Below are 22,601 nucleotides of genomic sequence, written 5' to 3' on the forward strand. Positions count from 1 at the left end.
AAATCGAGGGTTTTGCAGCCCCGCCTCAGATCGCGAACAAATGGTCAACGATATCGAAAATGTAACACCCGAGAATAACGACGACGCCGGCTCCACGGCCAACGCCAGGACCCCGGCCCTGATCGCACGTGAAGTCCAGCGCCGCCGCACCTTCGGCATCATTTCCCACCCGGATGCCGGTAAGACCACGCTGACGGAAAAACTGCTGCTGTTCTCGGGCGCGATCCAGATGGCCGGCACGGTCAAGGCGCGCAAGAGCGGCCGCCACGCCACCTCCGACTGGATGGAAATCGAGAAGCAGCGCGGCATTTCCGTCGCTTCGTCGGTGATGCAGTTCGAGTTCCGCGACCACGTGGTCAACCTGCTCGACACCCCCGGCCACCAGGACTTCTCGGAAGACACCTACCGCGTGCTGACGGCGGTCGACTCGGCGCTGATGGTGATCGACGCCGCCAAGGGCGTGGAAGCGCAGACCATCAAGCTGCTCGACGTCTGCCGCATGCGCAACACGCCGATCGTCACCTTCATGAACAAGATGGACCGCGAAACCCGCGATCCGCTGGAACTGCTCGACGAGCTGGAATCGGTGCTGAAGATCCAGTGCGCGCCGGTGACCTGGCCTATCGGCATGGGCAAGAACTTCCGCGGCGTGTACCACCTGCTGAACGACACCATCATGCTGTTCAAGGCCGGCGAGGAAAAAGCCGACGGCGCCTTCGAGATCATCAAGGGCATCGACAATCCGCGCCTGCAGGAGATGTTCCCGCTGGAGATGGACCAGTTGAAGATGGAAGTGGAGCTGGTGCACGGCGCCTCGCATCCGTTCGACCTGGAGCAGTTCCTGGCCGGCGTGCAGACGCCGGTGTTCTTCGGTTCCGCGATCAACAACTTCGGCGTGCGCGAGATCCTGTCGGCGCTGGTCGACTGGGCTCCGGCCCCGCGCGAGCGCGACGCCACCGTGCGTTCGGTCGATCCGAAGGAAGAGCCGTTCACCGGTTTCGTGTTCAAGATCCAGGCCAATATGGACCCGGCCCACCGCGACCGCATCGCCTTCCTGCGCGTGTGCTCCGGCCGTTTCGAGCGCGGCATGAAGGTCAAGCACCTGCGCCTGGGTCGCGAGATCAAGGTATCGTCGGTGGTGACGTTCATGGCGTCCTCGCGCGAGCAGGTGGAAGAGGCGTACGCCGGCGACATCATCGGCCTGCCCAACCACGGCAATATGCAGATCGGCGATTCCTTCTCCGAAGGCGAGCTGCTGACCTTCACCGGCATTCCGTACTTCGCGCCGGACTTCTTCCGCTCGGTGCGCATCCGTAACCCGCTGAAAATCAAGCAGCTGCACAAGGGCTTGCAGCAGCTGGGCGAGGAGGGCGCGGTGCAGGTCTTCAAGCCGGTGCAGGGCGGCGAGCTGGTACTGGGCGCGGTCGGCGTGCTGCAGTTCGAAGTGGTCGCCAGCCGTTTGATGAACGAGTACGGCGTCGACGCCGTGTTCGAAGGCACCAGCATCAGCAGCGCGCGCTGGGTTTCCAGCGACGACAAGAAAGCGCTGTCGGACTTCGAGGACGCATTGGGCCACAACGTCGCCTACGACGCCGCCGGCAACCTGGCCTACCTGGCCACCTCCGGCGTCAACCTGCGCCTGACCCAGGAACGCTGGCCCAAGCTGCAATTCCACGCCACCCGCGAGCACTCGGCCAAGCTGGTGTAAGCACGCTATAAGCCGCCGGTGCGTCCTGCACCGGCGTTTTTTTCCTTCCGATTTAGTTTGACACGGGGCGTTTTTCGGCATAATGTATTAGTCAACTAATACACCGATACAAAACGATGACCTCCCACACCGCCTCCCTCTACTCGATTGCGACCGGTTCGTCCGAGCCGATCTATCGCCAGCTGATCGAGCAGACCCGCCGCCTGCTGGCCGCCCGCGTGCTGGCGCCGGGCGACGTGCTGCCGTCGGTGCGCGAGGTGGCGCTGGCGCTGGCCGTCAATCCGATGACCGTGTCCAAGGCCTACAACATGATGGAGACCGAAGGCCTGCTGTCGCGCAGCCGCGGCATCGGCATGCTGGTGGCCGAGCGCAGGGCGCACAGCGCCCGTGAACGCGAGGCCCTGCTGCGGCCCACGCTGGAACGGGCCGCCGAAGAGGCGCGCCAGCTGGAACTCGATCCCGACGCCGTACTTGCACTGTTCAATAAAATCCTCAAGGAAGAACTATGAAACCATCGATCGTCAATGTCGCCAACCTGCATAAATCGTTCGGCGGCCAGCAGGTGTTGCAGGGCGTGAGCTGGGACATCGCGCCCGGCAAGGTGGTCGGCCTGCTGGGCCGCAACGGCGCCGGCAAATCGACGCTGCTCGAATGCCTGCTCGGCCTGCGCGAAGCCGATGCCGGCGCCAGCACGCTGTTCGGCCAGCCCGCCACGCAGCTGGGCGACGAGGCGCGTGCCTGGATCGGCTACGTGCCGCAGAAGTCGGAGCTGTTCGAGTGGCTGACGCCGGTGCAGATGCTGGACTACTTCAAGGCCCTGTACCCGCACTGGAACGCCGGCAAGGTGGCCGGCCTGCTGGAGCGCTGGGGCTTCGCCGGCGAGGCGCGCCACAAGCAGATCGGCCGTTTGTCGGGCGGCGAGAAGCAGCGCCTGTCCATCATCCGCGCGCTGGCGCACGACCCACGGCTGCTGGTGCTGGACGAACCGGTGGCCAGCCTCGATCCGGTCGGCCGCCGCGACTTCCTGCACGAGCTGGTGGACGGCGTGATCGAGCGCGATACGACGGTGATCTTCTCCACCCACATCCTGTCGGACCTGGAGCGGGTGGCGCTGGATGTGGCCTTCCTCCAGGGCGGCAAGATCACCCTGCAGGCGCCGCTGGACGAGCTGCTGGAAAGCGCGCACCGCATCACCGGCACGGCGGCGGCGCTGGCGCGCCTGCACTTCCGCGACGAGATCCGCCGCCAGCAGGACCGCAGCGGCGGCGTCAGCATCCTGGCGCGCCTGAACGGGCAGGAGGCCGCCGACCTGCGGGCCGGCCCCGACCTGCGGGTGGAAACCCTGAGCCTGGAAGACCTGTTCGTCGAGGTGACCAAATGAACGGCGCCTATACGCAACTGCTGTTGCAGGTGGTGCGCGACCGCTGCGCCACCCGCATGATGGTGCGCATCAGCGCATTGCTGCTGGCGGGAGCTTTGGTGGTTGCGCTGGTGGTCAGCAGCCTGCAGGCGCACCTGGAGCTGATGTGGCAGGCGCCGCTCGGCATGCTGACGATGCTGATCGTGATGTGGTGCGGCGCCTACCTGAAAAGCGCCGTGCAGCAAAATCACCCGGCCTACGCCTGCCTGGTGCCGCAGCTGCGCCGCCGCCTGATCGTGCTGACCGTGGTGTTGTTCGCGGCATGCGCACTGGCGGTGGCGGCCATGGCGGCGGCGGTGTTCGGGCATTTCGGTTATGCGCTGGTCGGCGCCGGAGCGTTTTTCTGCTACATCCTGTACGCCCAGCGCTACACGGTGCTGGCGTTCCTGCCCACGCTGATCATCTTCGGCTCGCTGTCGCTGAAGGCCTGGCTGGCCGCGCTGTGGCAAAACCTGGCCGCGCTGGGCGAACCGGCGCTGGCGGGCATGGGACTGATCGCCGTGGCCGCGCTGGGTGGCGCCGGCATACAGCTGGTATTCCCACGCGGCGGCGACCGTCACTGGGCCTGGCATGCGCGCCACGCCGCGCTGATACGGCGGATGCAGGGCGGGGTGCTGAAACCCGAGGATGCCGGCGCCTGCAACCGTTTCAGCATGCTGCTGCGCTTCGGCTACCGTGCCACCTTGCGCCGCGACAGCCAGCGCGGCGCCACGCAGGCGCGCATGCTGATGCACACCATGGGCCCGACCGCGTATGAGGGCGGCTACCTCGCCTATCTGCTGCTGGTGACGGTGGTGGCCGCAGGCGTGGTGCTGTACGCCGGCGCCGACATGCCGGCGGTGCGGGAGATGATGCACACCCTGGTCATGCAGATTTGCCTGCTGGTGGCGGTGGTGTTGTACGCGGCCGATCTGCTCAAGAGCGCAAGCCGCCATGGCGCGGAGCAGGCGCTGTTTTTCCTGGCGCCGCGCGCGCCCGTTGCGGCGCAGGTCAACCGCATGCTGGGCGCCGCTTTGCTGGCGCGGTTCCTGCGCGTGTGGCTGCTGGCTTGCGCCGTCGCCTTCGTGGTCGACATGCTGTTGATCGGTGCGCCGAGGATCTACGGCTCCACCTTTTTGCTGGCGGCGCTGCTGCTGCCGTTTTCTTGCGTACTGCTGCGGGATTACGCGGTCATACCCGCATCGCACCGCCAGATGACGACGGTGGCCTGGACGTTTGTAGCGATGCTGGCCTACCTGGCCGCGCTGGCGGCCGAGAACAAGCTGCCAGAGCTGCCCTTGTTCTGGATCGGCGGCGCCATCATGCTGGTGACCTTGCTGGTGCTGCGCTGGCGGTGGCAACGCCTGGTGGCGCTGCCGGCGGTGCTGCCCGCCGGCCGCTTGCTGACCTGAATGACCTGAAGCCGGGCCCTTAGTTGGACTGAAACACCAACCCCAGCGTGACCACCGGCTCGCCGCCGCCGCGCGCCAGGCGCCGGCCCCAGGTGGCGTCGATCTACAAGCGGTCCGGGATCAGCGCGCGGGCGATGCCGAACTGGTAGCGCGAGCCGCTGTGCTGGCGGCCGAATACTTCGGCCGTCAAGGTGTGGCGTTGGTCCAGCCTGAACTGGGCGCCGCTGCCCCAGGTGGCGTGGTGCCGGCGGCTGGTCTCCCCATGCACGACGCCTGCGTTGAAATGCAGTAGCACGGCGTCGTCGCGCAGCGATATGCTGAGCGGGATGTTGAGCGACAAGTCGCCGTCGCCACCGCTACCGGCGCGGAACTGGTCGGCCAGCACCAGGCCCAGGCCCCAGCCGTTGCTCTCCAGCGGTTTGAACACGGTCTTGGCCTGCAGCCGGAAGTGATGCGTGGTCTGGCTGCGCGGGCCGGAGGTATCGTCGGCCCAGGCGCCGCCGATCGCCAGCTCCCAATCGCCACCGACGTTGCAGGCGGGTGTGGCCCAGTATTCGGACAAGTGCTCGGCGCGCAACGCGTAGGTCTCCAGCTGGCATTGTCCGGGAGCGGCGATGGCGGCGTCGTCGACCGTCATCGGACGGCCAGCATGGGCGGCGGGGCAGGCCAGCAGGCCGGCCAGCACGCAAGCGGCTGCGCGGGCCGGGAGTAGCGCAAAGGTCATCGGTGCTCAGTTTTCAACGAGGGCGTAGATGGCCACTCTAACGCCCGCAGATGAAATCGTGATGACACTATTTGGCCGGCGTGGCCAGCGGCTTGCCTTTCTCGACCACATACACGCCGACCAGCTTGAGCGGGCCCTTGCCGACGTTGATGGCGTCATGCACGGTGCCGGCCGGGATCACGAAGGCTTCGCCGGCCTTGACCCGGCGCGGGTCCTCGCCGTCGATGCGCAATTCGCCTTCGCCTTCCATCACGTAGCTGATTTCGTCGCCGGGATGCGAGTGGCGGCCGGCGGTGGCGCCGGCGTCCAGTTCGACCCTGGCGACGACCGCCTCGCGGCCCGGCACGGAAACGTCGGCTTTCTGGATCACGGTGCGGCGGATGGCGGAGGCTTGAGTTTGAGCCTGGACCGCGCCGGCGCCGATGGCAAGCAGCAGGGCGGCGACGGCGGGCAGGGTGTGGCGGGCGAACGAGACAGGGGGCATGGCGCATCCTTTCTGGTAAGTGGCGGCGCCGGGAGGGCGCCGGCCGATTGTACGCCCTTGCGCTGCGCTAGCGGTGGCGTCCCAGCCACAGCGCGTCGGCCACGGAGCCGATCCAGCAGACGAAGCAGACCAGCGCCGCGCCGTTGGTGGCCGGGTTGTCGATGCCGGAGCTGTGCACGCGCTCGAGGATCAGCAGCGGATCGAGCGGCAGCTTGCCGCTATTGAGTTCGGTGATCAGCGTATCGACCAGCGCCAGCGTGGCGCGCAGCAGGTAGCCGGCCGCCAGCAGCGTCGGCACGATGAACAGCAGGCCGCGTATGCCGCGCCGCAGGGCCAGGTGGCCCAGGCCGGGAAACAGCAATGCCGAGATGAGTGCGGCCTTGATCGATGCTTTCATGAACGTCCTGTGGTTGGCCTTGACTAAGCGCAAGATTGCGCTGTTGCATGCGGCGTAGATTACAACATCTTACCTGCCGGAGTGAATCATGCGCGCTTTATTCGGTATCGCCCTGTTGTTGTGCCCTGTGTGCGTGCACGCCGCCCCCAATGAGAAAGATGCGGTAGCGCTGGCCGAGAAGGGCGCGCAATTCGTGCGCGCGCACGGCAAGGCCGAGATGATCGCCCGCATCAACCGCAAGGACCCGGAATTCAACCAGGGCGCCTTGTACCTGGCCATGCGCGACCTGGAAGGGATCACCATCGCCCACCCGACCACGGCGCTGATCGGCAAGAACCTGCTGGACGTGCCGGACGCCGACGGCAAGCCGTTCCGCCAGGAGATGCTGGCGCTGGCCAAGGGCAAGGGCTTCGGCTGGGTCGACTACAAGTTCCGCAATCCGCAAACGGGCAAGGTGGAGGCCAAGAGCACCTACGTGCTGCGGGTCGAGGACGTATCGCTGGAAGCCGGCATCTACAAGCACTAAGCCGTGGACATGCTCAGCAAACTGCGGATAGGGCCCAAGCTGCTGCTGGCGCCGGGAGTGGTGCTGATCCTGCTGATCGCGCTGTCGGCCGGCGCCTTCGTCGGCCTGGTGCGGCAAAACCACCGCCTGGACGACATGGTGCAGCAGCGCGCCGTGCGGCTGAAGGCGGCGGCCGACCTGGTGGCGGGCGCCAACCGCGCGCATACCGAGATCTACCAGCTGCTCACCTGGATCAATGCCAGCTTCTCGCCGGCGCGCATCGATGCGCTGGTGCGCGACATCCACGCCCGCCACGCCACGCTGGACCGCCAGTTCGCGCAGCTGGAGATGGCGACCCAGGGCGATCCGGCCGAGCGCCGCTTCGTCGCCCAATCGCAGGCGGCGCATACGCTGTACGTGAAGGCGATCGGCGACGTCATCGAGTTGAGCATGGCCGATCAATCGATGGCGACCAACGCCATGTCCAAGGCCGAGCGGGCGTTCGACGTGGTGGCGCGGCGGCTGGAGGAGTTGTCGCGGCTGGAGCAGGCGCTCAGCGCGCGCGCCTACAACGACGCCGAGGCCGAGTTCAGGACGCTGTCGACCGTGATGCCGGCGGTGGTGGTGCTGTCGATCACGCTGTCGTTGCTGGTGACGATGGCGGTGCGGCGCGCGCTGCTGAAGGAGGTCAGCGAGATCGGCGCGGCCGCCATCGATCTGGCCGAGGGCAACCTGACGGTGAAGAACCGGGTCTACGGCAAGGACGAAATCGCCGAGACGTCGCGCGCGCTGGACACCAGCATCCGCAACCTGAACACCACGTTGAAGACCATCCTGGCGTCGGCGCAGTCGATCGACACGGCCTCGCGCGAGATCGCGCAGGGCAATGTCGACCTGACCCAGCGCACCGAAGCGCAGGCCAGCACGCTGGAGGAGGCCAGCAGCTCGATGCAGGAGCTGAGCGCCACCGTCACCCAGACCGCCAACAACGCGCAGCTGGCCAACCAGCTGGCGCGCTGCGCCACCAACTTCGCGGTGCGCGGCGGCAGCGTGGTGCAGCGGCTGGTGGTGACGATGGCGGCGATACGCGGCAGCTCGCGCAAGGTGGTGGAAATCGTCGGCGTGATCGATGGCATCGCCTTCCAGACCAATCTGCTGGCCTTGAACGCGGCGGTGGAGGCGGCGCGCGCGGGCGAGCACGGCGAGGGCTTCGCGCTGGTGGCGGGCGAGGTGCGCACGCTGGCGCAGCGTTCGGCCACGGCGGCGCAGGAGATCAAGGCCTTGATCGCCGAGTCGGTGGCGGAGATCGAAGGCGGCAGCCGTTCGGTGGAGGAAGCCGGCAGCAGCATGGCGGAGATCGTGGCGTCGGTGCAGCAGGTGGGCGATATCATCGACCAGGTCAGCACCGCCAGCGCGGTGCAAGCGCAGGGTTTGCAGGGAATGCATCAGGCCATCGTCGAGATGGATCAGGTGACGCAGCAGAAGCTGGCGCTGGTAGAACAAGCCGCCAGCGCGGCATCGGGTTTGCAGCGGCAGGCGGTCAATCTATCGAAGGCGGTGGCGATGTTCAAACTGGATGAAGGCATGGAGCCGCCACCCAAACTCCCGGACGGCTCCCCTCGTGTTGTGCGCCTGCGACTGGCGTCGGTGCGTAATTGAGTCGCCGCTGGACGTTTGTCGCGCTGCTCGTGACGGTCACCTTGCTGGCCAGTTACTGGCTCGGTGAGCACAATACCGAACTGGTTTCCATCGATGGCTTGCTCGCCGGACTGCCGGCGGCGGCCGTGCTGCCGTTTATGTTGTGGAGCTGGCGGAAGTGGGGCGCATTGCTAGCGCCGTTCGCGATCTTGTTCGTTTCTATCGCGGTTTGGTTGGGAGGGGCCATCGAAGGGATATATGCCCAAAATGAGTGTGTCGGGCACGGAGAGGAGGCACGGGTGGCGCTAGCAAAACATCATGCTTCGCACGGACGATATCCTGCCAGCTTATCGGAGCTCGACGAGAGCCTGCCTTGTAAGGTCATTCTCCCACCTGGCGTCTTGCACTACGAGCTCACGTCGACCGGTTACCACATGTGGTTCGGCGATAAATTAGTGAGCCACGATGCGACGGAAGGCCAACCTTTTATAGCGCACAAATAAGGTTCTTCAAGGATTTTCGGGAATTTTTTTCGCCGCGCGGCGCGCGGTTCGTCCAGAGTTGGACTTGTGCTGAGTGCCATCCCCGTGCAAACGCGCTATCGCCGCTTTCCGCGCCGACCGGCAGACATCGGCCTGCAGCCATTCGTCACTGCCGGGAAGGCGCAGCCAGATGGCTTTCCAGGCATTGCGGTTGCCGCTGCCGTACAGATTCGCAAAGCAGGACGGCGATACCACGTGCTCGCCGTATTTGATTTCCGCTCCCTTCACTGTGGCGAAATACTGCTGGTGGTCGAAGCTCGCGCGCAGCCGTGTCCCCTCTGGAAGAAAAACCTCTTTCCATTGGTATCCCGCCTCGGACGCCGCAGCGGGCTGCTGCGGGGCTGGCGGTGCGGGATTGATGTAGTTGCGAATTGCCTCGATAACGAAGGGCTCAAGGTGAAGAGAATCCGACCAGAAATGGCCGGTGAATTCGCCTAACTCGACCAGCACATCGTCGGGTACACGAATCGGGAATTGGAGGCTATACCTAGGCATAGTGGGGGCTCCCTAAAATCAGTTTTTACTAAGCGCTGCTAACCACTACTGACCTGTACTACAGCGCGCTAACACTTACTAAAAATGCTGGGCTGAATGCTAAATGTCGCTATATTTTCGGCCTGTATTCGTTAGAGGTGGTTAGTGGGTTTTAGTTCCAAAAATAGCGTGGAGTCGCACGAAATATCGGTAGTTAGCGCTGGGTAGTAGTGGTTATCGTGTTTTAGTAAAAGCCGAAAAAACAGGACCCGCCCTGTGCATGCCAACGGCGCCGGCAAAAAAATAGGGTCATCCCGGTAATCCGCGATGACCCAAAAATAAGCCGTTGCTCGATAGTCTCTTCAGAATAGTTATGCTTCCTGACGGTTGCCAGGCTGTGCCCTGGACCAGCGGTCGCCGGATTGGCGCAGGTATTTCTTGAAGACGTAGCCCCAAGGCATGGCGATCGGGATGATGATCACGACCAGGCATTGCACGAAGACTTCCATCGTGTCTGCATCTATCGTACCGGAGCGCCACGCCGGCACGACGACTACCAGCGTCCAGATGGTCTTCCACATCAGTTCCCACAGCAGCACCGGCAGCATCTGCAGCGGATAGCGCACGCCCAACGCACACAACGCACCGAACGCCGCCATCATGCAATTGACCACGCCTCCCATCAGGCTCCACGGTTTGTCATGGTGAAGCACACTAGGCCAGATCACCAGACCCAGTCCCACAGCGATAATCAGATACACGGCTCGCAGCATATACAGACGTACTAATGAAACTTCGTTCATTTTGTGGCTCCTGGTGGTGGTAGGGGATTACTCGACTTCCTTCAAGATCTTCTCAATCGCCGTGACGCGCGATTTCAGTTCCGACAAGGTGGCGTCCATGGATGCCAACGAGGCAGCAGCTTCGGTGTGCGCCGCCACGGCTTTCTCGGCGATCACGCGATAAGCCTCTTCGTGAGCAAACCGCAGTTTGGCCTGCTGGATCGCCGAAAAGTGGCGCATCGCCGCAACCACCACGATCGCCAGCAACGGCAGGCCGATCGTCAAAAGATATACATGTTCGTCCATAATTGTCTCGATTATTCAGGGTTGGTGGACAGCGACTTGGCCGCTTCGGCGATCGCCGCCGGAGTCAGTTCGAAGTCGAAGTTGGTTACGTCAAAATAGTTCAGCGCTTTGCCGTCCGCCGACAGTTCCATCACGCTGGCGACCAGACCAGCATCCTCCAGCTTCTGCAAGTGCAGGTGCAGCAAGGGACGGCTGATGCCCAGCTCACGCGCCAGCTGGCTCACATAATTGCGTCCGCCGGACTTCAGCATGGCAATGATGCGCAGGCGGTGCGGGTTGGACAGCGCCGCAAGCATGCTCAGCAATTGATCTCCGCTAGGAGTTGGCGTTTTCGATTTCATGTGTAAAGAATATCTGACACGTATAAGGATGTCAATGACATATTTGGTGTTTTATGTTCTTGGAGCACGAAATGGCGGTGCGATGAGATTGACGTACAATTACCTTATGCTTGAAGCAGGAGGGAGCAATGAGCGCCAAAATGCGTAAGTTGAGGAAGTCGGGCAGCAGTCAGTCCGCTGAGGATGGCATTGTGGTCTCCCAGCGTGAGTTCTCAAGCGTCGCTATTTTTCAGCGATACACTGAAAAGGTCTTGGCATTTCAGCAGGAAGTCGACAAAGTGGCTCCATTTCGGTTGGAGGTGGATGCGACCACAAAACTTACAGACGAAATGAAGCGGCAGGTCTTCATTAAGCTGCGAGACGAAAATTATATGGCAAGTCTTCGTCTCGAAGGCTTTAGTGTGGACTCCGATGATGCGCCCGTAACGCTTGAAGCACTACGGAGCAAGTATGTCCGATAAGTACGGTGAGGGCCAGGATCGATATTGCTATCCCGGCTCTGTGCCGAAATTGTGCTGTAGGACGATAGCAACCAGAAAATAAATTTCATGACATCGATGCTCTACCTGGCCGCATTGCTTGCCGTCGCCCTTGGCCTGGCGCACTCCATTCTCGGCGAGCGCCACATCTTGATCCGTCTGTTCCGGCGCGATAATCTGCCTCAGGTGCTGGGCAGTACCAGTTTCACCATCGGCACGCTGCGCTTTGTGTGGCATGAAACCACAGTCGCGTTGTGGGGCTTCGCCGCGCTGCTGGTCCAATTGGCGCAAGGCCGCCTGACCGCGACGACGGCCGCGCAGACGCTGGGCTGGACCCTGATCGCCGCCGGCCTGCTGCCACTGGTGTTCACGCGTGGCCGGCACCTGTCCTGGCTGGCGCTGTTCATCATCGGCGGCATCGCACTGGCGCGCGCCGCGCAGGCATAAAAAAACGCAGGCCGAACCGGGTGGTTCGCCTGCGTTCTTCAGACTGCGCGGCGAACCGCGCATCCCGTCACTTACTCGTAGTCGCTCATCGGCGCGCAGCCGCAGAACAGGTTGCGGTCGCCGTAGACGTTGTCGGCGCGGCCGACCGGCGGCCAGTACTTCTGCTTGCGCAGCGACGGCACAGGGTAGGCCGCCACTTCGCGGCTGTACTTGCGTTCCCACTTGTCGGCGGTCAGCACCTCGGCGGTGTGCGGCGCGAACTTGAGCGGGTTGTCCAGCTTGTCGAACTCGCCGCTTTCAACCTTGGCGATCTCGCCGCGGATGGCGATCATCGCATCGATGAAGCGGTCCATCTCGACCTTCGATTCGCTCTCGGTCGGCTCGATCATCAGCGTGCCCGGCACAGGGAAGCTCATGGTCGGCGCGTGGAAGCCGAAGTCCATCAGGCGCTTGGCCACGTCTTCGTTGCTGATGCCGGTGGCATCCTGCAGCGGACGCAGGTCGATGATGCACTCGTGCGCCACCAGGCCGTCGTGGCCCGAGTACAGCACAGGGAAGTGCGGCGACAGGCGGCGCGCGATGTAGTTGGCGTTCAGGATCGCGGTCTCGGTCGCGGCGGTCAGGCCTTCCGCGCCCATCATCGCGATGTACATCCACGAAATCGGCAGGATGCTGGCCGAACCGTACGGCGCGGCGCTGACCGAACCGATGCCGGCGTTGTCGCGGATGTAGCCGTTCGAACGCTGGTTAGGCAGGAACTTCGCCAGGTGCGCGCCGACGCCGATAGGACCGACGCCAGGACCGCCACCACCGTGAGGAATGCAGAAGGTCTTGTGCAGGTTCAGGTGCGAGACGTCGCCGCCGAACGAGCCAGGAGCCGCCACGCCGACCAGCGCGTTCATGTTGGCGCCGTCGATGTAGACCTGGCCGCCGTGGCCATGGACGATTTCGCACAGTTCCTGGATGCCTTCTTCGAACACGCCGTGGGTCGATGGGTAGGTCACCATCACGCAGGCCAGGTTCTTCGAGTGCTGTTCAGCTTTCGCCTTCAGATCTGCCAGGTCGACGTTGCCGCTGGCGTCGCAAGCGGTGACCACCACCTGCATGCCGACCATGTTGGCCGATGCCGGGTTGGTACCGTGCGCCGACGATGGAATCAGGCAGATGTTGCGATGGCCTTCGCCACGCGACTGGTGGTAGGCCTGGATCACCAGCAGACCGGCGTACTCGCCCTGCGAACCGGCGTTAGGCTGCAGCGAGACGGCGGCGTAGCCGGTCAGCGCGCACAGCATCTCTTCCAGCTGCGAGATCATTTCGCGGTAGCCGACGGTTTGCGCGTCCGGCGCGAACGGGTGGATGTTGGAGAACTCTGGCCAGGTGACCGGGATCATCTCGGACGTCGCGTTCAGCTTCATGGTGCACGAACCCAGCGGGATCATGGTGCGGTCCAGCGCCAGGTCCTTGTCCGCCAGGCTACGCAGGTAGCGCAGCATTTCGGTTTCGGAGTGGTAGCGGTTGAAGACCGGGTGGCTCAGGTAGTCGCTGGTACGCGACAGCGCTGCCGGGAAGGCCTCAGCCACCGCAGCTTCGACGCCATCGAAGTCCGGGCCGTGGGCCGGGCCGCCGACCGGGTGCGCGAACACGGTCCACAGCAGCGCGATGTCTTCACGGCTGGTGGTCTCGTCCAGCGATACGCCGACGTGGGTGGCGTCGATCACGCGCAGGTTGACGCCGTGCGAGTGGGCCGATGCATGCAGCTGCTCGGCGTTCTTGACTGCGACGGTCAGGGTGTCGAAGAAGGTCTCGTTGGTGACGGTGTAGCCCAGCGATTTCAGGTTAGCGGCCAGCACGCCGGTGTAGCGGTGCACGCGCTGGGCGATCTGCAGCAGGCCTTTCGGACCGTGGTAGACGGCGTACATCGAAGCCATCACCGCCAGCAGCACCTGCGCGGTGCAGATGTTCGACGTGGCTTTTTCGCGGCGGATGTGCTGCTCGCGGGTTTGCAGCGCCAGACGGTAAGCCTTGTTGCCCTGGGCGTCGATGGTGACGCCGACCAGGCGGCCGGACATGCTGCGTTTGAATTCGTCGCGGGTCGACAGGTAGCCTGCGTGCGGGCCGCCGAAGCCCAGCGGTACGCCGAAGCGCTGGCTGTTACCAACCACCACGTCCGCGCCCCATTCGCCCGGAGGCGTCAGCATGGTCAGCGCCAGCAGGTCGGCGGCGACAACCACCATCGCGCCCTTAGCCTTGACGGCTTCAACGCCGGCCTTGTAGTCGCGCACCACGCCGTTCACGCCCGGATATTGCAGCAGCACGCCGAAGCAGTCGCCCACGGCGGACAGTTCGGCCGGGTGGAAGGTCTTGACTTCGATGCCCAGCGGCTTGGCGCGGGTCTCGACCACTTCGCGGGTCTGCGGCAGCACGTCGTCGGCCACGTAGAACACCATCGATTTCGATTTGCCGACGCGCTGGATCAGCGTCATCGCTTCAGCGGCGGCCGTGCCTTCGTCCAGCATCGAGGCGTTGGCGATGCCCATGCCGGTCAGGTCGGTGATGGTTTGCTGGAAGTTCAGGATCGCTTCCAGGCGGCCTTGCGAAATCTCTGGCTGGTACGGGGTGTAGGCGGTGTACCAGGCCGGGTTTTCGAAGATGTTACGCAACACCACGCCAGGCGTGACGGTGTTGTAGTAGCCCTGGCCGATCAGCGACTTGAGCACCTTGTTTTTCGAGGCGATCTTTTTCAGCTTGGACAGCGCTTCCTGTTCCGGCATCGGCTGCGAGTACGCGCCCAGCGGCAGTGCGCCTTTGTTGCGGATGTTGGATGGGACCAGTGCGTCGATCAGGGCTGCGCGCGAGGCGTAGCCGAGTACCGACAGCATGGCTTCCTGTTCTGCGGCGTCAGGGCCGATGTGGCGAGCGATGAAGGCGTCGCGGGCTTCGAGTTGGGTCAGGCTGGAGCGGGTCATGATATGGGCGAGGGCAGTATGAGGGATGGTGCGATACGTCGTTCCCGCGTGCGCGGGAACGACGGGGGCGAATTACGCTTCGGTGGTCTTGCCGTAGGCGGCGGCGTCCAGCAGGCCGTTGATCGCGGCGGCGTCGGCCGGCTTGATCTTGAACAGCCAGTTGGCGTAGGCGTCGGCGTTGATCGACTCAGGCGTGTTGACCACGTCGTCGTTGACGGCCACGACTTCACCGGCGATCGGCGCGTAGATGTCGCTGGCCGCTTTGACCGATTCCACCACTGCTGCGTCGTCGCCGGCGCCGTAGGTCGTGCCGACTTTTGGCAGTTCGACGAAGACGATATCGCCCAGCGCATCCTGTGCGAACTCGGTGATGCCGACGGTGACGGTGCCGTCAGCTTCAGCGCGTACCCATTCGTGGGATTCGGTGTACTTCAGGTCGGCAGGAATGTTCATGTAAGGCTCCAGAAGGGTGATAGGGTGATATGAATATAAACAGCGATTAAACAGCCAGGATTTTACCGTTGCGCACGAACGGCAGCTTGACCACCGACGCGGCCAGTTTCTTGTCGCGGATCTCGACGTGCACGGTGTCGCCGACGGCCACGCCGTTCGGCACGCGCGCCAGCGCGATCGCCTGCTGCATCGACGGGCTGAAGGTGCCGCTGGTGATCTCGCCGGTGGCGTCGGTGCCCGCTACGACCACCTTCTGGTGGGCGCGCAGCACGCCGCCTTTTTCGCGCAGGATCAGGCCGACGAACTGGGCGTTCTGGCCCATGGCCTGCAGCGCCGCTTTGCCGATGAAGTCGCGCTCGGACACCAGGTCGATGGTCCAGGCCAGGCCTGCGTCCAGCGGGTTGACGGTTTCGTCCATGTCCTGGCCGTACAGGTTCATGCCGGCTTCCAGGCGCAGCGTGTCGCGCGCACCCAGGCCGGCCGGCTTGACGCCCGCGGCGACCAGCGCGTTCCACAGGTTCTCGGCCTGCTCGGCGGCGACGCCGATTTCAAAGCCGTCTTCGCCGGTGTAGCCGGTGCGGGCGATCATCGCCTCGCCGAAGGCCGCGCTCTGGGCGAAGGCGACGTTGAACGGTTTCATCTCGGCCGTGCCTTCTTTCGATTCCGGAATGACTTGCCATACCTTGGCGCGGGCGTTCGGGCCTTGCACGGCGATCAAGGCCATCGCATTGGCGCCATCGCGGCGCTGGGTGATGGTCAGGCCGGCGTTGGTGGCGGTGTTGTGCTGCTGCATCCAGGCCACGTCTTTTTCAGCGGTGCCGGCGTTGACCACCAGGCGGAACCAGCTCTCGTTGATGAAGTAGACGATCAGGTCGTCGATCACGAAGCCCTGTGGGTTCAGCATGCAGGAGTAGAGCGCCTTGCCCGATACCTGCAGCTTGTCGACGTTGTTGGCCAGCAGGCCGCGCAGGAAACCGCGCACATTGTCGCCCTTGATGTCGACCACGCACATGTGGGCGACGTCGAACATGCCGACGTCGGTGCGCACGGCGTTGTGTTCTTCGATCTGGGAGCCGTAGTTGACCGGCATGTCCCAGCCGCCGAAATCGACCATCTTGGCGCCGGCTGCGCGGTGGGCATTATTGAGTGGGGTGGCTTTAAGCGTCATAATTCCTCGGTCCAAATCGAATAGGGGTTAACAGAACATACAAGGAAACGCTCAACAAAAGCTGATTCCACAATGATCGCAGACCCCTCTGTCCTTGGTACCTGAGAGATTACGGGAGGAGGCTGGCTCCTGGTTCCCGTGCGCCCCTTCGGTGGGCCGCCAGCTTGCGCTGCGGCCGCTCTCCAGAGTTGGTCCAGTTGGCATCCCGTCGAATATTGCCATCCGACGGCCGCGCTGGTCCCTTGATCGGTCCTTTTGCCTGAGAGTTTTTGGGTAGTGCCCCTTCGGCGGCAAAGCTGGTTTGCCCTCTCCCGATCAAGACTCGGGAATATATGTCAGAAGTACCTTGTTGTCAATCTGCAGCCCATTTCAGGCGGGCGCCACCGCCGCACGAATGAAATGCAATAATAAGACTCGAAAAACAACTATTTGCTAGAATAAATCACACTTATTCGAGAGCCCAGCCATGAGCCAAGATTCCACCACTTACGAGGGCCACGCGTGGTTCACCCTGTCCGGCGATGTCAACAGCGACATGGTTCGCCGCGTCTTTGACGCGGTCGCCGACATGACCGAGGACCGCATCACCACCGCCCACATCCTGATCCAGTCCAACGGCGGCTACGTCAGCGACGGCATTTGCCTGTACAACTACCTGAGCAAGCTGCCGGTCAAGATCATCACCTACAACGCCGGCGCGGTGGCATCGATCGCGGTGATCCTGTTCCTGGCCGGCGCCGAGCGCTACGCCAGCGACACGGCACGCTTCATGGTGCACAAGTCGCACGCCAGCGCGCCGCACGGCGCCCGGCCGGATGCGCTGCGCATCATCGTCGAAGGCTTGCAGGCCGACGACGCCCGCACCGAGCAGATCCTGCGCGACCATGTGGAATTCAGCGACGACCACTGGCGCACGCACGAGTACTCGGACCTGCACCTGACGGCGGCCGAAGGCTTGAAAGTGGGGATGGTCAATGCGGTGAAGGATTTCGTGCCGCCGCGCGGACAACGGGTGACGAACATTTGACAAGGTTGCGGCGCCCGGCGACGGCGCCGCAAGGACCGCGCTGGCCTACTTAGCGGTCTTTATTGCCGGATCGCTTGTTGGTGTCGTTTTTGTGGCTTTGACGGCCGGCTTCCACGTGCTGCTCATGGGTGCCACCCTGGGTGCCGCCGCTGCTGCCACGCGAGCCGCCCGACGAACCCTGGCCGCCCGACTGCTTGCTGCTGCCCTGATCCGAGCCTTGCTTGCTACTGCCACCTTTTTGATTCGTGCTCATGTCGATTCCTTTACGAAAGTGAAAGAACGTGCTTGCCAGAACCGCGCTGGCGCTTGCATTCCGGCGCGTTTTTGGTATCGCAATGATGCGGGCTCGATCCGGTGATCGCTATCGGAATTTCTCTTGGTGGCGTGTAGGAGTACGCCTTGCCCGCCCTTTAAAATTCCTCCCATTCCACTTCCTTGCTGCTGTGGCCGCTCTGCGGCGGACGAGCGGCGGGCGCGGCTGCTTTGGCTTTGCTGCGCGCCGCCGCTGCTGGCGCCGGAACCCGCTCGGGCCGAGGCGACGGGCGCCGTCCAACGACGCCGGCAGTCTCGGCATGCGTCATCCTGCTTGCCGGCGCGACCAGCTCGGCGGCGAGGGCAGGGGCCGGCCCCGGCTCGCCCTGGGCGGAAAACACGCCGATCGCCTCGTTCAGCTTGCCGGTCTCGGCCTGCATCGCTGCCGTTGCCGAGGCCGCCTGCTCGACCAGGGCTGCGTTCTGCTGGGTGGCCTGGTCCATCTCCGCCACCGCCTGGTTGACCTGCTCCAGCCCGGCGGTCTGCTCGGCGCTGGCGTCGGCGATTTCGCCGATCAGTCCGGTCACGCGCTTGACGCTGCCGACCACCTCGTCCATCGTGTTGCGCGCCTGGTCGGCCAATTGCGTGCCGCGCGCCACCTTGTCGACCGAATCGGCGATCAGTTCCTTGATCTCCCTGGCGGCCGCCGCGCTGCGCTGCGCCAGGTTGCGCACCTCCGACGCAACCACCGCGAAGCCGCGCCCCTGTTCGCCGGCGCGGGCCGCCTCCACCGCGGCATTCAGCGCCAGAATATTGGTCTGGAAGGCGATGCCATCGATGACGCCGATAATTTCGGCAATCTTGCGCGAGCTGTCGTTGATGGACGCCATCGTGCCCACCACCTGCTCGACGTCGGCGCCGCCGCGCAGCGCCACGGCGGACGCCGACAGCGCCAGTTGATTGGCCTGCATCGCATGCTCGGCATTTTGCTTGACGGTGGCCGTCAGCTGCTCCATCGACGACGCGGTTTCCTCCAGCGACGCGGCCTGTTGTTCGGTGCGGGTCGACAGGTTCAGATTGCCCTCGGCGATCTCGCGCGCGGCGCCGTCGATGGCGCGCGCGCCGTGCTGCACCTGGCCGATGATGCCCAGCAGGCTGTCGTTCATATGCTGCATCGCTTGCAGCAGCTTGCCGGTCTCGTTGTTGGCGGTATCGCCGATGTGTGTGCTGAGGTCGCCGCCGGCGATGCGTTGGGCCGCCTGCATCGCCCGCTGCAAGGGCGCCGAGATCGAACGGGCCAGCCACAGCGCCAGCAAGGCTCCGCCGAACACCGCCATGCCCAGCGTGCTCAAGGTGATCAGGCGGGCGCCGTCGTACAGTTCGTCGGCCGCGCGCGCCGCCTGCTGGCTGCCGGCCATTTGCGCCGCCAGCAGCTTGTCGAGCTGGCCGTTGACGGCATCCAGCGTTTGCTGCGAGCGGCCCTTGAGCAGGGCGGCTGCCTCGTCCTTCTTGCCCCCGGCGGCGAGGGCGATCATGCGCTCGTGCTCGGTGGCGTAATCGCCGACCAGGCGCAGCAGTTCCGCGCCTTGCGGCTGTTGTGGCGTTCCCGCCAGCAGGCGCGCCAGCTGGCCGGCATGGTCGCGCACGGCGGCGTGGGCCACGGCCAGCTTGCGGTCGGCATCGGCGATGCTGTCCTTGTCGCCGATCACCACATGTTCCAGCTTGCGCTCCTCCAGCAAATCGTTGCGCAGCGACAGCACTGCTATAGTCTGTGGCAGCCATTTGTCGGACAATTCCGAGGATGCGTCGTCGATATGTCCCATGCGGGCCAAGGCGCTCAGGCCCAGCAGGGTAGTCAGGCCCAGCAGGGCGGCGAAGGCGGCCAGCAGCTTGCTGGAGATTTCCAGGTTATGCAGGAATTTCATGGCGGGGACTCGCTGGCGACGGAAGGAAATTGTTATGTTAGGGAAACTTCAATCTTGTCCTTTGCGCCCCGTCAACACTGGGTTTCATGCCATAAAAGTTGTGGAAAAACAGAAAAATACGCGAAATATTGCACAGTCTTTCCTTTCCGGTATTGCCTTGTGGAAAGAATGTGTAAGAATGGCGTAACCGGACTCCCCTATCAAAAGCAGGTCACATCATGGTTGTAACTTCCACAACACCCGCATTGCCGAAAAAGACGGTCTCGCCGCGGCATGCCTTGTTGGAGGAGTTGATCGGCATCGCCACCAAGCATGCCAGTGACCAGTACCTGGACCTGGCCAACCGCCTGGCCGGCGCATTGATCGACGCCACCGGCGGCGACCCGCGCACCATGCAACAGCGCATCCGCGCCGGCAACCAGCTTCGCAACCGTAACTTCGCCTTCCTGCATCTGGCTTCGAGCACCTTGGAGAAGGCGCTGCGGCGCGAGCTCGCCGAGTTGTCGCCGACGGTCAAGGGCAAGCTGCGCGAAGCCGAGCAGCCGCTGTCGCTGGTGCCGTTCGAGGAAATGGACAACAAGGTCGCGCTCAGCGGCGTCAGCAAGCCGTTCGAGAGCCTGTATTCCGACCAGCTGCAAACGCTGAACGTGCGCCTGGCCTTCCTGCTGGATCGCGATATTTTGCGCGTCAGCCAGAATCCGTTCCGGCCCGACGTGTTCCTGGTCGCCTTGCAGCAGGCCTGGACCGAATTCGATACCGAGGTCGAGGCCGCGCCGTTGTTGCAGCCGCTGATCAAGCCGGGCATGTTCATTGAGCTGGGTCCGATGCTGGATGCCTTGAACTTGGCGTTGCAGAGCAAGGGCGTGTTGCCCGGTTCGGTGGACGGCCACAAGGGACGCAAGGCGGACAAACCCAAGGCTGCGGCGCCATCGCGCGTGCGCGGCAATCAGGCGGCGTTGGCTCAGCAGTTGCGGCAGTTCTTCGCCTCCAGCGATGTGGAGGGTTCCGCTGCGGGCGCCATCGTCGACAACATCGCCGACGGCTTGATGCATGGTGTGGACCTGAGCATTCCCGATCTGCCGATGTCGGCCTTGAACTCGGGCGCAGCCTGGGTGCCGAATGCTGCCGCGCAGGGTAGCGCTGGCGCCGTTGTGCCGGGAGTCGCAGGCGCTGCCGGCGGCGTTGGCGGTATTGGATCAGGTGCTGCCATTGCTGGCGCCCATGGCGCCCATGGCGGCATGGCGGTAGCGCACGGCGTTCAGGGCGGCGTGGTGATGGCTCCCGGTTTTGTCGCCGGCGTGGCTGGCGCGCCAGCCGTCGCAGCGGGCGGATTCGCTCCCGCCGGCGGCGTCTGGGTGCAAGGCGCCGCGCAAGGCGTGCTGCCTGGCGCACTGAGCAACGAGGACGCGCAGCGCCTGTCGCAGATCGGCGCCAAGCAGCCGCTGCTGGCGTATCTGGCGCAGCTGCAAAAGGCCGTGCCATACGAATCCATCGGCACGCTGGGCGCGGTGGCCGGTTTTGCCCCGGGACCAGCCCCGTCCGGCCAGGCTGCCGTTGATGCCGCACCGGCGGCGGCAGGCGGCAACGTCTTCTACCTGCCGAACATCAAAGCCAGCATGCCGCAGGGCAGCCTGTCGCGTACCGACGAAAGCACCATCGACTTGCTGTCGGCGATCTTCGACACCGTCTTCCAGGACCAGAACATCTCGCAGGAAATCCGCGACCTGATACGCTTCCTGCAAATCCCGGTGCTGAAAGCCGCGTTGGTCGACAAGAATTTCTTCTTCCAGGAAGCCCATCCGGCGCGCCGCCTGATCGACCTGCTGTCGCGCATGGGCTGGGAGCAGCGCAAGGGGCCGGAAGATCCGCTGTTCCAGGCGATGCAGCGCAGCGTGGATCGCGTCGGCCGCGATTACGATCATGAACTGTCGGTGTTCACCGAGGCGGTCAACGAGCTGGAGGCGTCGATCCAGGCCGAGGAGCGCGCCGCCGCCACCGCCATCGCCGAGCCCATCGCCGCCGCGCTGAAGCAGGAGCGCATGGCCGAGTCGACCAAGCTGGCCAAGAACGCCGTAGCCCTGCGCATCGGCACTGGCGAAGTGATCGCCGTGGTGGAAGCCTTCCTCGAACAGCGCTGGGTGTCGGTGCTGACCATCGCCTACAGCATCGAGGACGACAAGCCGGGCGCCGTCAATAACGCCACCAAGACCATGGACGACCTGATCTGGAGTGTGCGACCCAAGCTCAACGCCGATGAGCGCAAGCAGCTGATCGCCAAGCTGCCGGTGCTGCTGACCACGCTGAACAAATGGCTGGACATCATCAAGTGGCAGGACGCCGATCGACTGCAATTCTTTGCCGAACTGGCCGAGTGCCACGCCTCCATCGTGCGCGCGCCGCTGGAAATGTCGGCGGAGCGTCAGCTGGAAATTTCGATGCAGGTGGCGCAGCAGGCGGCCGAGCGGCGTCTGGAACTGCAAGCCAAAGCCGACGCGGCCGCCAAGGCGGAAGCCGAAGCGCGCGCCCAACAGCAGCCTGATCCCGAAGAGGAAGACGCCGCCATCGAAGTCGACAGCCTGACGCGCGGCATGTGGCTGGAGTTCGAGCAGGAAGACGGCGGCAGCCGCAAGGTCAAGCTGGCGTGGATCAGTCCTTTGCGTACGCTGTACATCTTCTCGACGGCAGCGCGGCAGGAAGCGTTCTCGATGTCCGGCGAGCAGTTGGCCAAGCGCTTCCTTGAACAGACCGTGCAAGTGGTGCGCAGCGAAGGCGTGGTCGCCGTCGCGCTATCGCAAGCGCTGGCCCGCAGCGCCGACAACGACGCCTCCATCGATCCGCCAGCCTCGGCGTTCGGTTAAGTTCTCTTGCCGCGCCTGCGCCAAGCGAAGTCCTGCAACCCCGCAAGGGCAGGCGGGACGACAACTAGTTTCATTTCAGATTTTTGCGGACTTGAGTCAGAGCTTCGGCGATCGGAATGGATTGCTCGATGCCGCTCTCTATGTCGGCGATGCGGTGTTCGATCTCAATTGTCCAGGCCTTGTCGAGCTCGGCGTCTTCGTCCAGGCTAGCCAGTAGCAGATGCACAAACTCCATACGCTCGTCTGGGTCGAGTTTAAGTGCTTCGGCTACCAAAGTTTTGAGGGCGGCATTCATGGTATGAATTGTACCGCCC

General features: G+C 63.9%; 24 protein-coding genes and 2 riboswitches. Of the genes, 11 read left to right on the forward strand and 13 right to left on the reverse strand.

The window, feature by feature from the left end; all coding sequences use genetic code 11:
• Nucleotides 1-40: 40 nt before the first annotated feature.
• The 4 genes from D0T21_RS04430 (at nt 41) to D0T21_RS04445 (ending at nt 4,519) form a co-directional block, all read left to right on the forward strand.
• Nucleotides 41-1,708: a peptide chain release factor 3 gene (locus D0T21_RS04430; protein ID WP_116988600.1), complete on the forward strand. Its 1,668-nt coding sequence runs from the start codon at nt 41-43 to the stop codon at nt 1,706-1,708.
• Between the two features lie 116 nt (nt 1,709-1,824).
• Nucleotides 1,825-2,217 (forward strand): GntR family transcriptional regulator, encoded by a 393-nt coding sequence (locus D0T21_RS04435; RefSeq protein WP_116988601.1) that lies wholly within the window; start codon nt 1,825-1,827, stop codon nt 2,215-2,217.
• Entirely contained in the window at nt 2,214-3,089 is an 876-nt protein-coding gene (locus D0T21_RS04440; protein ID WP_116988602.1) for an ABC transporter ATP-binding protein, read from the forward strand. Before D0T21_RS04435 ends, D0T21_RS04440 begins: the two co-directional genes overlap by 4 nt.
• Complete coding sequence (locus D0T21_RS04445) at nt 3,086-4,519, forward strand: hypothetical protein (protein WP_116988603.1); 1,434 nt, start codon at nt 3,086-3,088, stop codon at nt 4,517-4,519. Before D0T21_RS04440 ends, D0T21_RS04445 begins: the two co-directional genes overlap by 4 nt.
• A 103-nt stretch (nt 4,520-4,622) precedes the next feature.
• On the opposite strand, the gene D0T21_RS04450 is transcribed toward D0T21_RS04445, so the two are convergent.
• The 3 genes from D0T21_RS04450 to D0T21_RS04460 form a co-directional block, all read right to left on the reverse strand.
• On the reverse strand, nt 4,623-5,243 hold the full coding sequence (locus tag D0T21_RS04450; protein ID WP_116988604.1) for a hypothetical protein: 621 nt from the start codon (nt 5,241-5,243) through the stop codon (nt 4,623-4,625).
• A gap of 67 nt (nt 5,244-5,310) precedes the next feature.
• On the reverse strand, nt 5,311-5,727 hold the full coding sequence (locus D0T21_RS04455) for a cupin domain-containing protein (RefSeq protein WP_116988605.1): 417 nt from the start codon (nt 5,725-5,727) through the stop codon (nt 5,311-5,313).
• A 67-nt stretch (nt 5,728-5,794) separates the two neighbouring features.
• Nucleotides 5,795-6,124 carry a DUF6677 family protein gene (locus D0T21_RS04460; RefSeq protein ID WP_116988606.1) on the reverse strand — a complete coding sequence of 110 codons (330 nt, stop codon included), beginning with the start codon at nt 6,122-6,124 and terminating at the stop codon, nt 5,795-5,797.
• Between the two features lie 88 nt (nt 6,125-6,212).
• Here D0T21_RS04460 and D0T21_RS04465 point away from each other — a divergent pair, with 88 nt between their 5' ends.
• Genes D0T21_RS04465 through D0T21_RS04475 form a run of 3 tightly spaced genes read left to right on the forward strand, consistent with a single transcriptional unit; the run spans nt 6,213 to nt 8,770 of the window.
• A complete protein-coding gene (locus D0T21_RS04465) occupies nt 6,213-6,650 on the forward strand; it encodes a cache domain-containing protein (protein WP_116988607.1) in 438 nt (145 codons plus the stop codon).
• A gap of 9 nt (nt 6,651-6,659) precedes the next feature.
• Nucleotides 6,660-8,288, forward strand: coding sequence for a methyl-accepting chemotaxis protein (locus D0T21_RS04470; RefSeq protein WP_116988608.1), 1,629 nt, complete (start codon nt 6,660-6,662; stop codon nt 8,286-8,288).
• Complete coding sequence (locus D0T21_RS04475; protein ID WP_116988609.1) at nt 8,285-8,770, forward strand: hypothetical protein; 486 nt, start codon at nt 8,285-8,287, stop codon at nt 8,768-8,770. The genes D0T21_RS04470 and D0T21_RS04475 overlap by 4 nt, the downstream gene beginning before the upstream one ends.
• Before the next feature lie 6 nt (nt 8,771-8,776).
• On the opposite strand, the gene D0T21_RS04480 is transcribed toward D0T21_RS04475, so the two are convergent.
• The 4 genes from D0T21_RS04480 to D0T21_RS04495 all read right to left on the reverse strand — a co-directional run bounded on the left by D0T21_RS04480 (nt 8,777) and on the right by D0T21_RS04495 (nt 10,667).
• Nucleotides 8,777-9,304, reverse strand: a complete 528-nt coding sequence (locus tag D0T21_RS04480) for a hypothetical protein (protein WP_116988610.1) — start codon at nt 9,302-9,304, stop codon at nt 8,777-8,779.
• Between the two features lie 350 nt (nt 9,305-9,654).
• A complete protein-coding gene (locus D0T21_RS04485; protein ID WP_116988611.1) occupies nt 9,655-10,086 on the reverse strand; it encodes a hypothetical protein in 432 nt (143 codons plus the stop codon).
• A 27-nt stretch (nt 10,087-10,113) separates the two neighbouring features.
• Nucleotides 10,114-10,371 carry a hypothetical protein gene (locus D0T21_RS04490; RefSeq protein ID WP_116994279.1) on the reverse strand — a complete coding sequence of 86 codons (258 nt, stop codon included), beginning with the start codon at nt 10,369-10,371 and terminating at the stop codon, nt 10,114-10,116.
• A gap of 11 nt (nt 10,372-10,382) precedes the next feature.
• Nucleotides 10,383-10,667: a winged helix-turn-helix domain-containing protein gene (locus D0T21_RS04495; protein ID WP_229211406.1), complete on the reverse strand. Its 285-nt coding sequence runs from the start codon at nt 10,665-10,667 to the stop codon at nt 10,383-10,385.
• A gap of 173 nt (nt 10,668-10,840) precedes the next feature.
• On the opposite strand from D0T21_RS04495, the gene D0T21_RS04500 reads away from it, so the two are divergent.
• Nucleotides 10,841-11,173, forward strand: coding sequence for a YhfG family protein (locus tag D0T21_RS04500; protein WP_147328024.1), 333 nt, complete (start codon nt 10,841-10,843; stop codon nt 11,171-11,173).
• An 87-nt stretch (nt 11,174-11,260) separates the two neighbouring features.
• A complete protein-coding gene (locus D0T21_RS04505) occupies nt 11,261-11,638 on the forward strand; it encodes a hypothetical protein (RefSeq protein ID WP_116988615.1) in 378 nt (125 codons plus the stop codon).
• 71 nt (nt 11,639-11,709) lie between these two features.
• Here the strand turns inward: D0T21_RS04505 and gcvP are convergent, their stop codons facing one another.
• The 3 genes from gcvP to gcvT form a co-directional block, all read right to left on the reverse strand.
• Nucleotides 11,710-14,604 (reverse strand): aminomethyl-transferring glycine dehydrogenase, encoded by a 2,895-nt coding sequence (gene gcvP / locus D0T21_RS04510; RefSeq protein WP_116988616.1) that lies wholly within the window; start codon nt 14,602-14,604, stop codon nt 11,710-11,712.
• A gap of 72 nt (nt 14,605-14,676) precedes the next feature.
• Nucleotides 14,677-15,057: a glycine cleavage system protein GcvH gene (gene gcvH, locus D0T21_RS04515; RefSeq protein WP_116988617.1), complete on the reverse strand. Its 381-nt coding sequence runs from the start codon at nt 15,055-15,057 to the stop codon at nt 14,677-14,679.
• A gap of 46 nt (nt 15,058-15,103) precedes the next feature.
• On the reverse strand, nt 15,104-16,225 hold the full coding sequence (gene gcvT, locus D0T21_RS04520) for a glycine cleavage system aminomethyltransferase GcvT (RefSeq protein WP_116988618.1): 1,122 nt from the start codon (nt 16,223-16,225) through the stop codon (nt 15,104-15,106).
• A gap of 78 nt (nt 16,226-16,303) precedes the next feature.
• Nucleotides 16,304-16,421: riboswitch (glycine riboswitch) on the reverse strand.
• Between the two features lie 41 nt (nt 16,422-16,462).
• Nucleotides 16,463-16,549, reverse strand: a riboswitch (glycine riboswitch).
• A gap of 142 nt (nt 16,550-16,691) precedes the next feature.
• Here gcvT and D0T21_RS04525 point away from each other — a divergent pair.
• Nucleotides 16,692-17,252, forward strand: coding sequence for an ATP-dependent Clp protease proteolytic subunit (locus D0T21_RS04525; protein WP_116988619.1), 561 nt, complete (start codon nt 16,692-16,694; stop codon nt 17,250-17,252).
• A 49-nt stretch (nt 17,253-17,301) separates the two neighbouring features.
• Here D0T21_RS04525 and D0T21_RS04530 read toward each other — a convergent pair whose 3' ends face one another.
• Together D0T21_RS04530 and D0T21_RS32695 are read right to left on the reverse strand one after the other, a co-directional pair.
• Complete coding sequence (locus tag D0T21_RS04530; RefSeq protein ID WP_116988620.1) at nt 17,302-17,505, reverse strand: hypothetical protein; 204 nt, start codon at nt 17,503-17,505, stop codon at nt 17,302-17,304.
• Between the two features lie 157 nt (nt 17,506-17,662).
• The gene (locus D0T21_RS32695) at nt 17,663-19,429 is read right to left on the reverse strand and encodes a methyl-accepting chemotaxis protein (protein ID WP_116988621.1); all 1,767 of its coding nucleotides are present in this window, start codon (nt 19,427-19,429) and stop codon (nt 17,663-17,665) included.
• 218 nt (nt 19,430-19,647) lie between these two features.
• On the opposite strand from D0T21_RS32695, the gene D0T21_RS04540 reads away from it, so the two are divergent.
• Nucleotides 19,648-22,287, forward strand: a complete 2,640-nt coding sequence (locus D0T21_RS04540) for a DUF1631 family protein (RefSeq protein WP_116994280.1) — start codon at nt 19,648-19,650, stop codon at nt 22,285-22,287.
• A 70-nt stretch (nt 22,288-22,357) separates the two neighbouring features.
• On the opposite strand, the gene D0T21_RS04545 is transcribed toward D0T21_RS04540, so the two are convergent.
• A complete protein-coding gene (locus tag D0T21_RS04545) occupies nt 22,358-22,582 on the reverse strand; it encodes an addiction module protein (RefSeq protein WP_116988623.1) in 225 nt (74 codons plus the stop codon).
• Nucleotides 22,583-22,601: the final 19 nt, after the last annotated feature.

It is taken from the genome of Duganella sp. BJB476 (assembly GCF_003416895.1).
Taxonomy (GTDB): Bacteria; Pseudomonadota; Gammaproteobacteria; order Burkholderiales; family Burkholderiaceae_D; genus Rugamonas.

What these genes read in the sequence shown, in the direction of transcription:
- D0T21_RS04480 (WP_116988610.1), bottom strand. Translation starts at nt 9,304, where the DNA reads ATGCCTAGGTATAGCCTCCAATTCCCGATTCGTGTACCCGACGATGTG.
- D0T21_RS04500 (WP_147328024.1), top strand. Translation starts at nt 10,841, where the DNA reads ATGAGCGCCAAAATGCGTAAGTTGAGGAAGTCGGGCAGCAGTCAGTCC.
- D0T21_RS04490 (WP_116994279.1), bottom strand. Translation starts at nt 10,371, where the DNA reads ATGGACGAACATGTATATCTTTTGACGATCGGCCTGCCGTTGCTGGCG.
- D0T21_RS04495 (WP_229211406.1), bottom strand. Translation starts at nt 10,667, where the DNA reads ATGCTTGCGGCGCTGTCCAACCCGCACCGCCTGCGCATCATTGCCATG.
- D0T21_RS04470 (WP_116988608.1), top strand. Translation starts at nt 6,660, where the DNA reads ATGCTCAGCAAACTGCGGATAGGGCCCAAGCTGCTGCTGGCGCCGGGA.
- D0T21_RS04530 (WP_116988620.1), bottom strand. Translation starts at nt 17,505, where the DNA reads ATGAGCACGAATCAAAAAGGTGGCAGTAGCAAGCAAGGCTCGGATCAG.
- gcvP (WP_116988616.1), bottom strand. Translation starts at nt 14,604, where the DNA reads ATGACCCGCTCCAGCCTGACCCAACTCGAAGCCCGCGACGCCTTCATC.
- gcvH (WP_116988617.1), bottom strand. Translation starts at nt 15,057, where the DNA reads ATGAACATTCCTGCCGACCTGAAGTACACCGAATCCCACGAATGGGTA.
- D0T21_RS32695 (WP_116988621.1), bottom strand. Translation starts at nt 19,429, where the DNA reads ATGAAATTCCTGCATAACCTGGAAATCTCCAGCAAGCTGCTGGCCGCC.
- D0T21_RS04505 (WP_116988615.1), top strand. Translation starts at nt 11,261, where the DNA reads ATGACATCGATGCTCTACCTGGCCGCATTGCTTGCCGTCGCCCTTGGC.
- D0T21_RS04485 (WP_116988611.1), bottom strand. Translation starts at nt 10,086, where the DNA reads ATGAACGAAGTTTCATTAGTACGTCTGTATATGCTGCGAGCCGTGTAT.
- D0T21_RS04460 (WP_116988606.1), bottom strand. Translation starts at nt 6,124, where the DNA reads ATGAAAGCATCGATCAAGGCCGCACTCATCTCGGCATTGCTGTTTCCC.
- D0T21_RS04545 (WP_116988623.1), bottom strand. Translation starts at nt 22,582, where the DNA reads ATGAATGCCGCCCTCAAAACTTTGGTAGCCGAAGCACTTAAACTCGAC.
- gcvT (WP_116988618.1), bottom strand. Translation starts at nt 16,225, where the DNA reads ATGACGCTTAAAGCCACCCCACTCAATAATGCCCACCGCGCAGCCGGC.
- D0T21_RS04540 (WP_116994280.1), top strand. Translation starts at nt 19,648, where the DNA reads ATGGTTGTAACTTCCACAACACCCGCATTGCCGAAAAAGACGGTCTCG.
- D0T21_RS04440 (WP_116988602.1), top strand. Translation starts at nt 2,214, where the DNA reads ATGAAACCATCGATCGTCAATGTCGCCAACCTGCATAAATCGTTCGGC.
- D0T21_RS04450 (WP_116988604.1), bottom strand. Translation starts at nt 5,243, where the DNA reads ATGACCTTTGCGCTACTCCCGGCCCGCGCAGCCGCTTGCGTGCTGGCC.
- D0T21_RS04455 (WP_116988605.1), bottom strand. Translation starts at nt 5,727, where the DNA reads ATGCCCCCTGTCTCGTTCGCCCGCCACACCCTGCCCGCCGTCGCCGCC.
- D0T21_RS04525 (WP_116988619.1), top strand. Translation starts at nt 16,692, where the DNA reads ATGAGCCAAGATTCCACCACTTACGAGGGCCACGCGTGGTTCACCCTG.
- D0T21_RS04430 (WP_116988600.1), top strand. Translation starts at nt 41, where the DNA reads ATGGTCAACGATATCGAAAATGTAACACCCGAGAATAACGACGACGCC.
- D0T21_RS04445 (WP_116988603.1), top strand. Translation starts at nt 3,086, where the DNA reads ATGAACGGCGCCTATACGCAACTGCTGTTGCAGGTGGTGCGCGACCGC.
- D0T21_RS04465 (WP_116988607.1), top strand. Translation starts at nt 6,213, where the DNA reads ATGCGCGCTTTATTCGGTATCGCCCTGTTGTTGTGCCCTGTGTGCGTG.
- D0T21_RS04435 (WP_116988601.1), top strand. Translation starts at nt 1,825, where the DNA reads ATGACCTCCCACACCGCCTCCCTCTACTCGATTGCGACCGGTTCGTCC.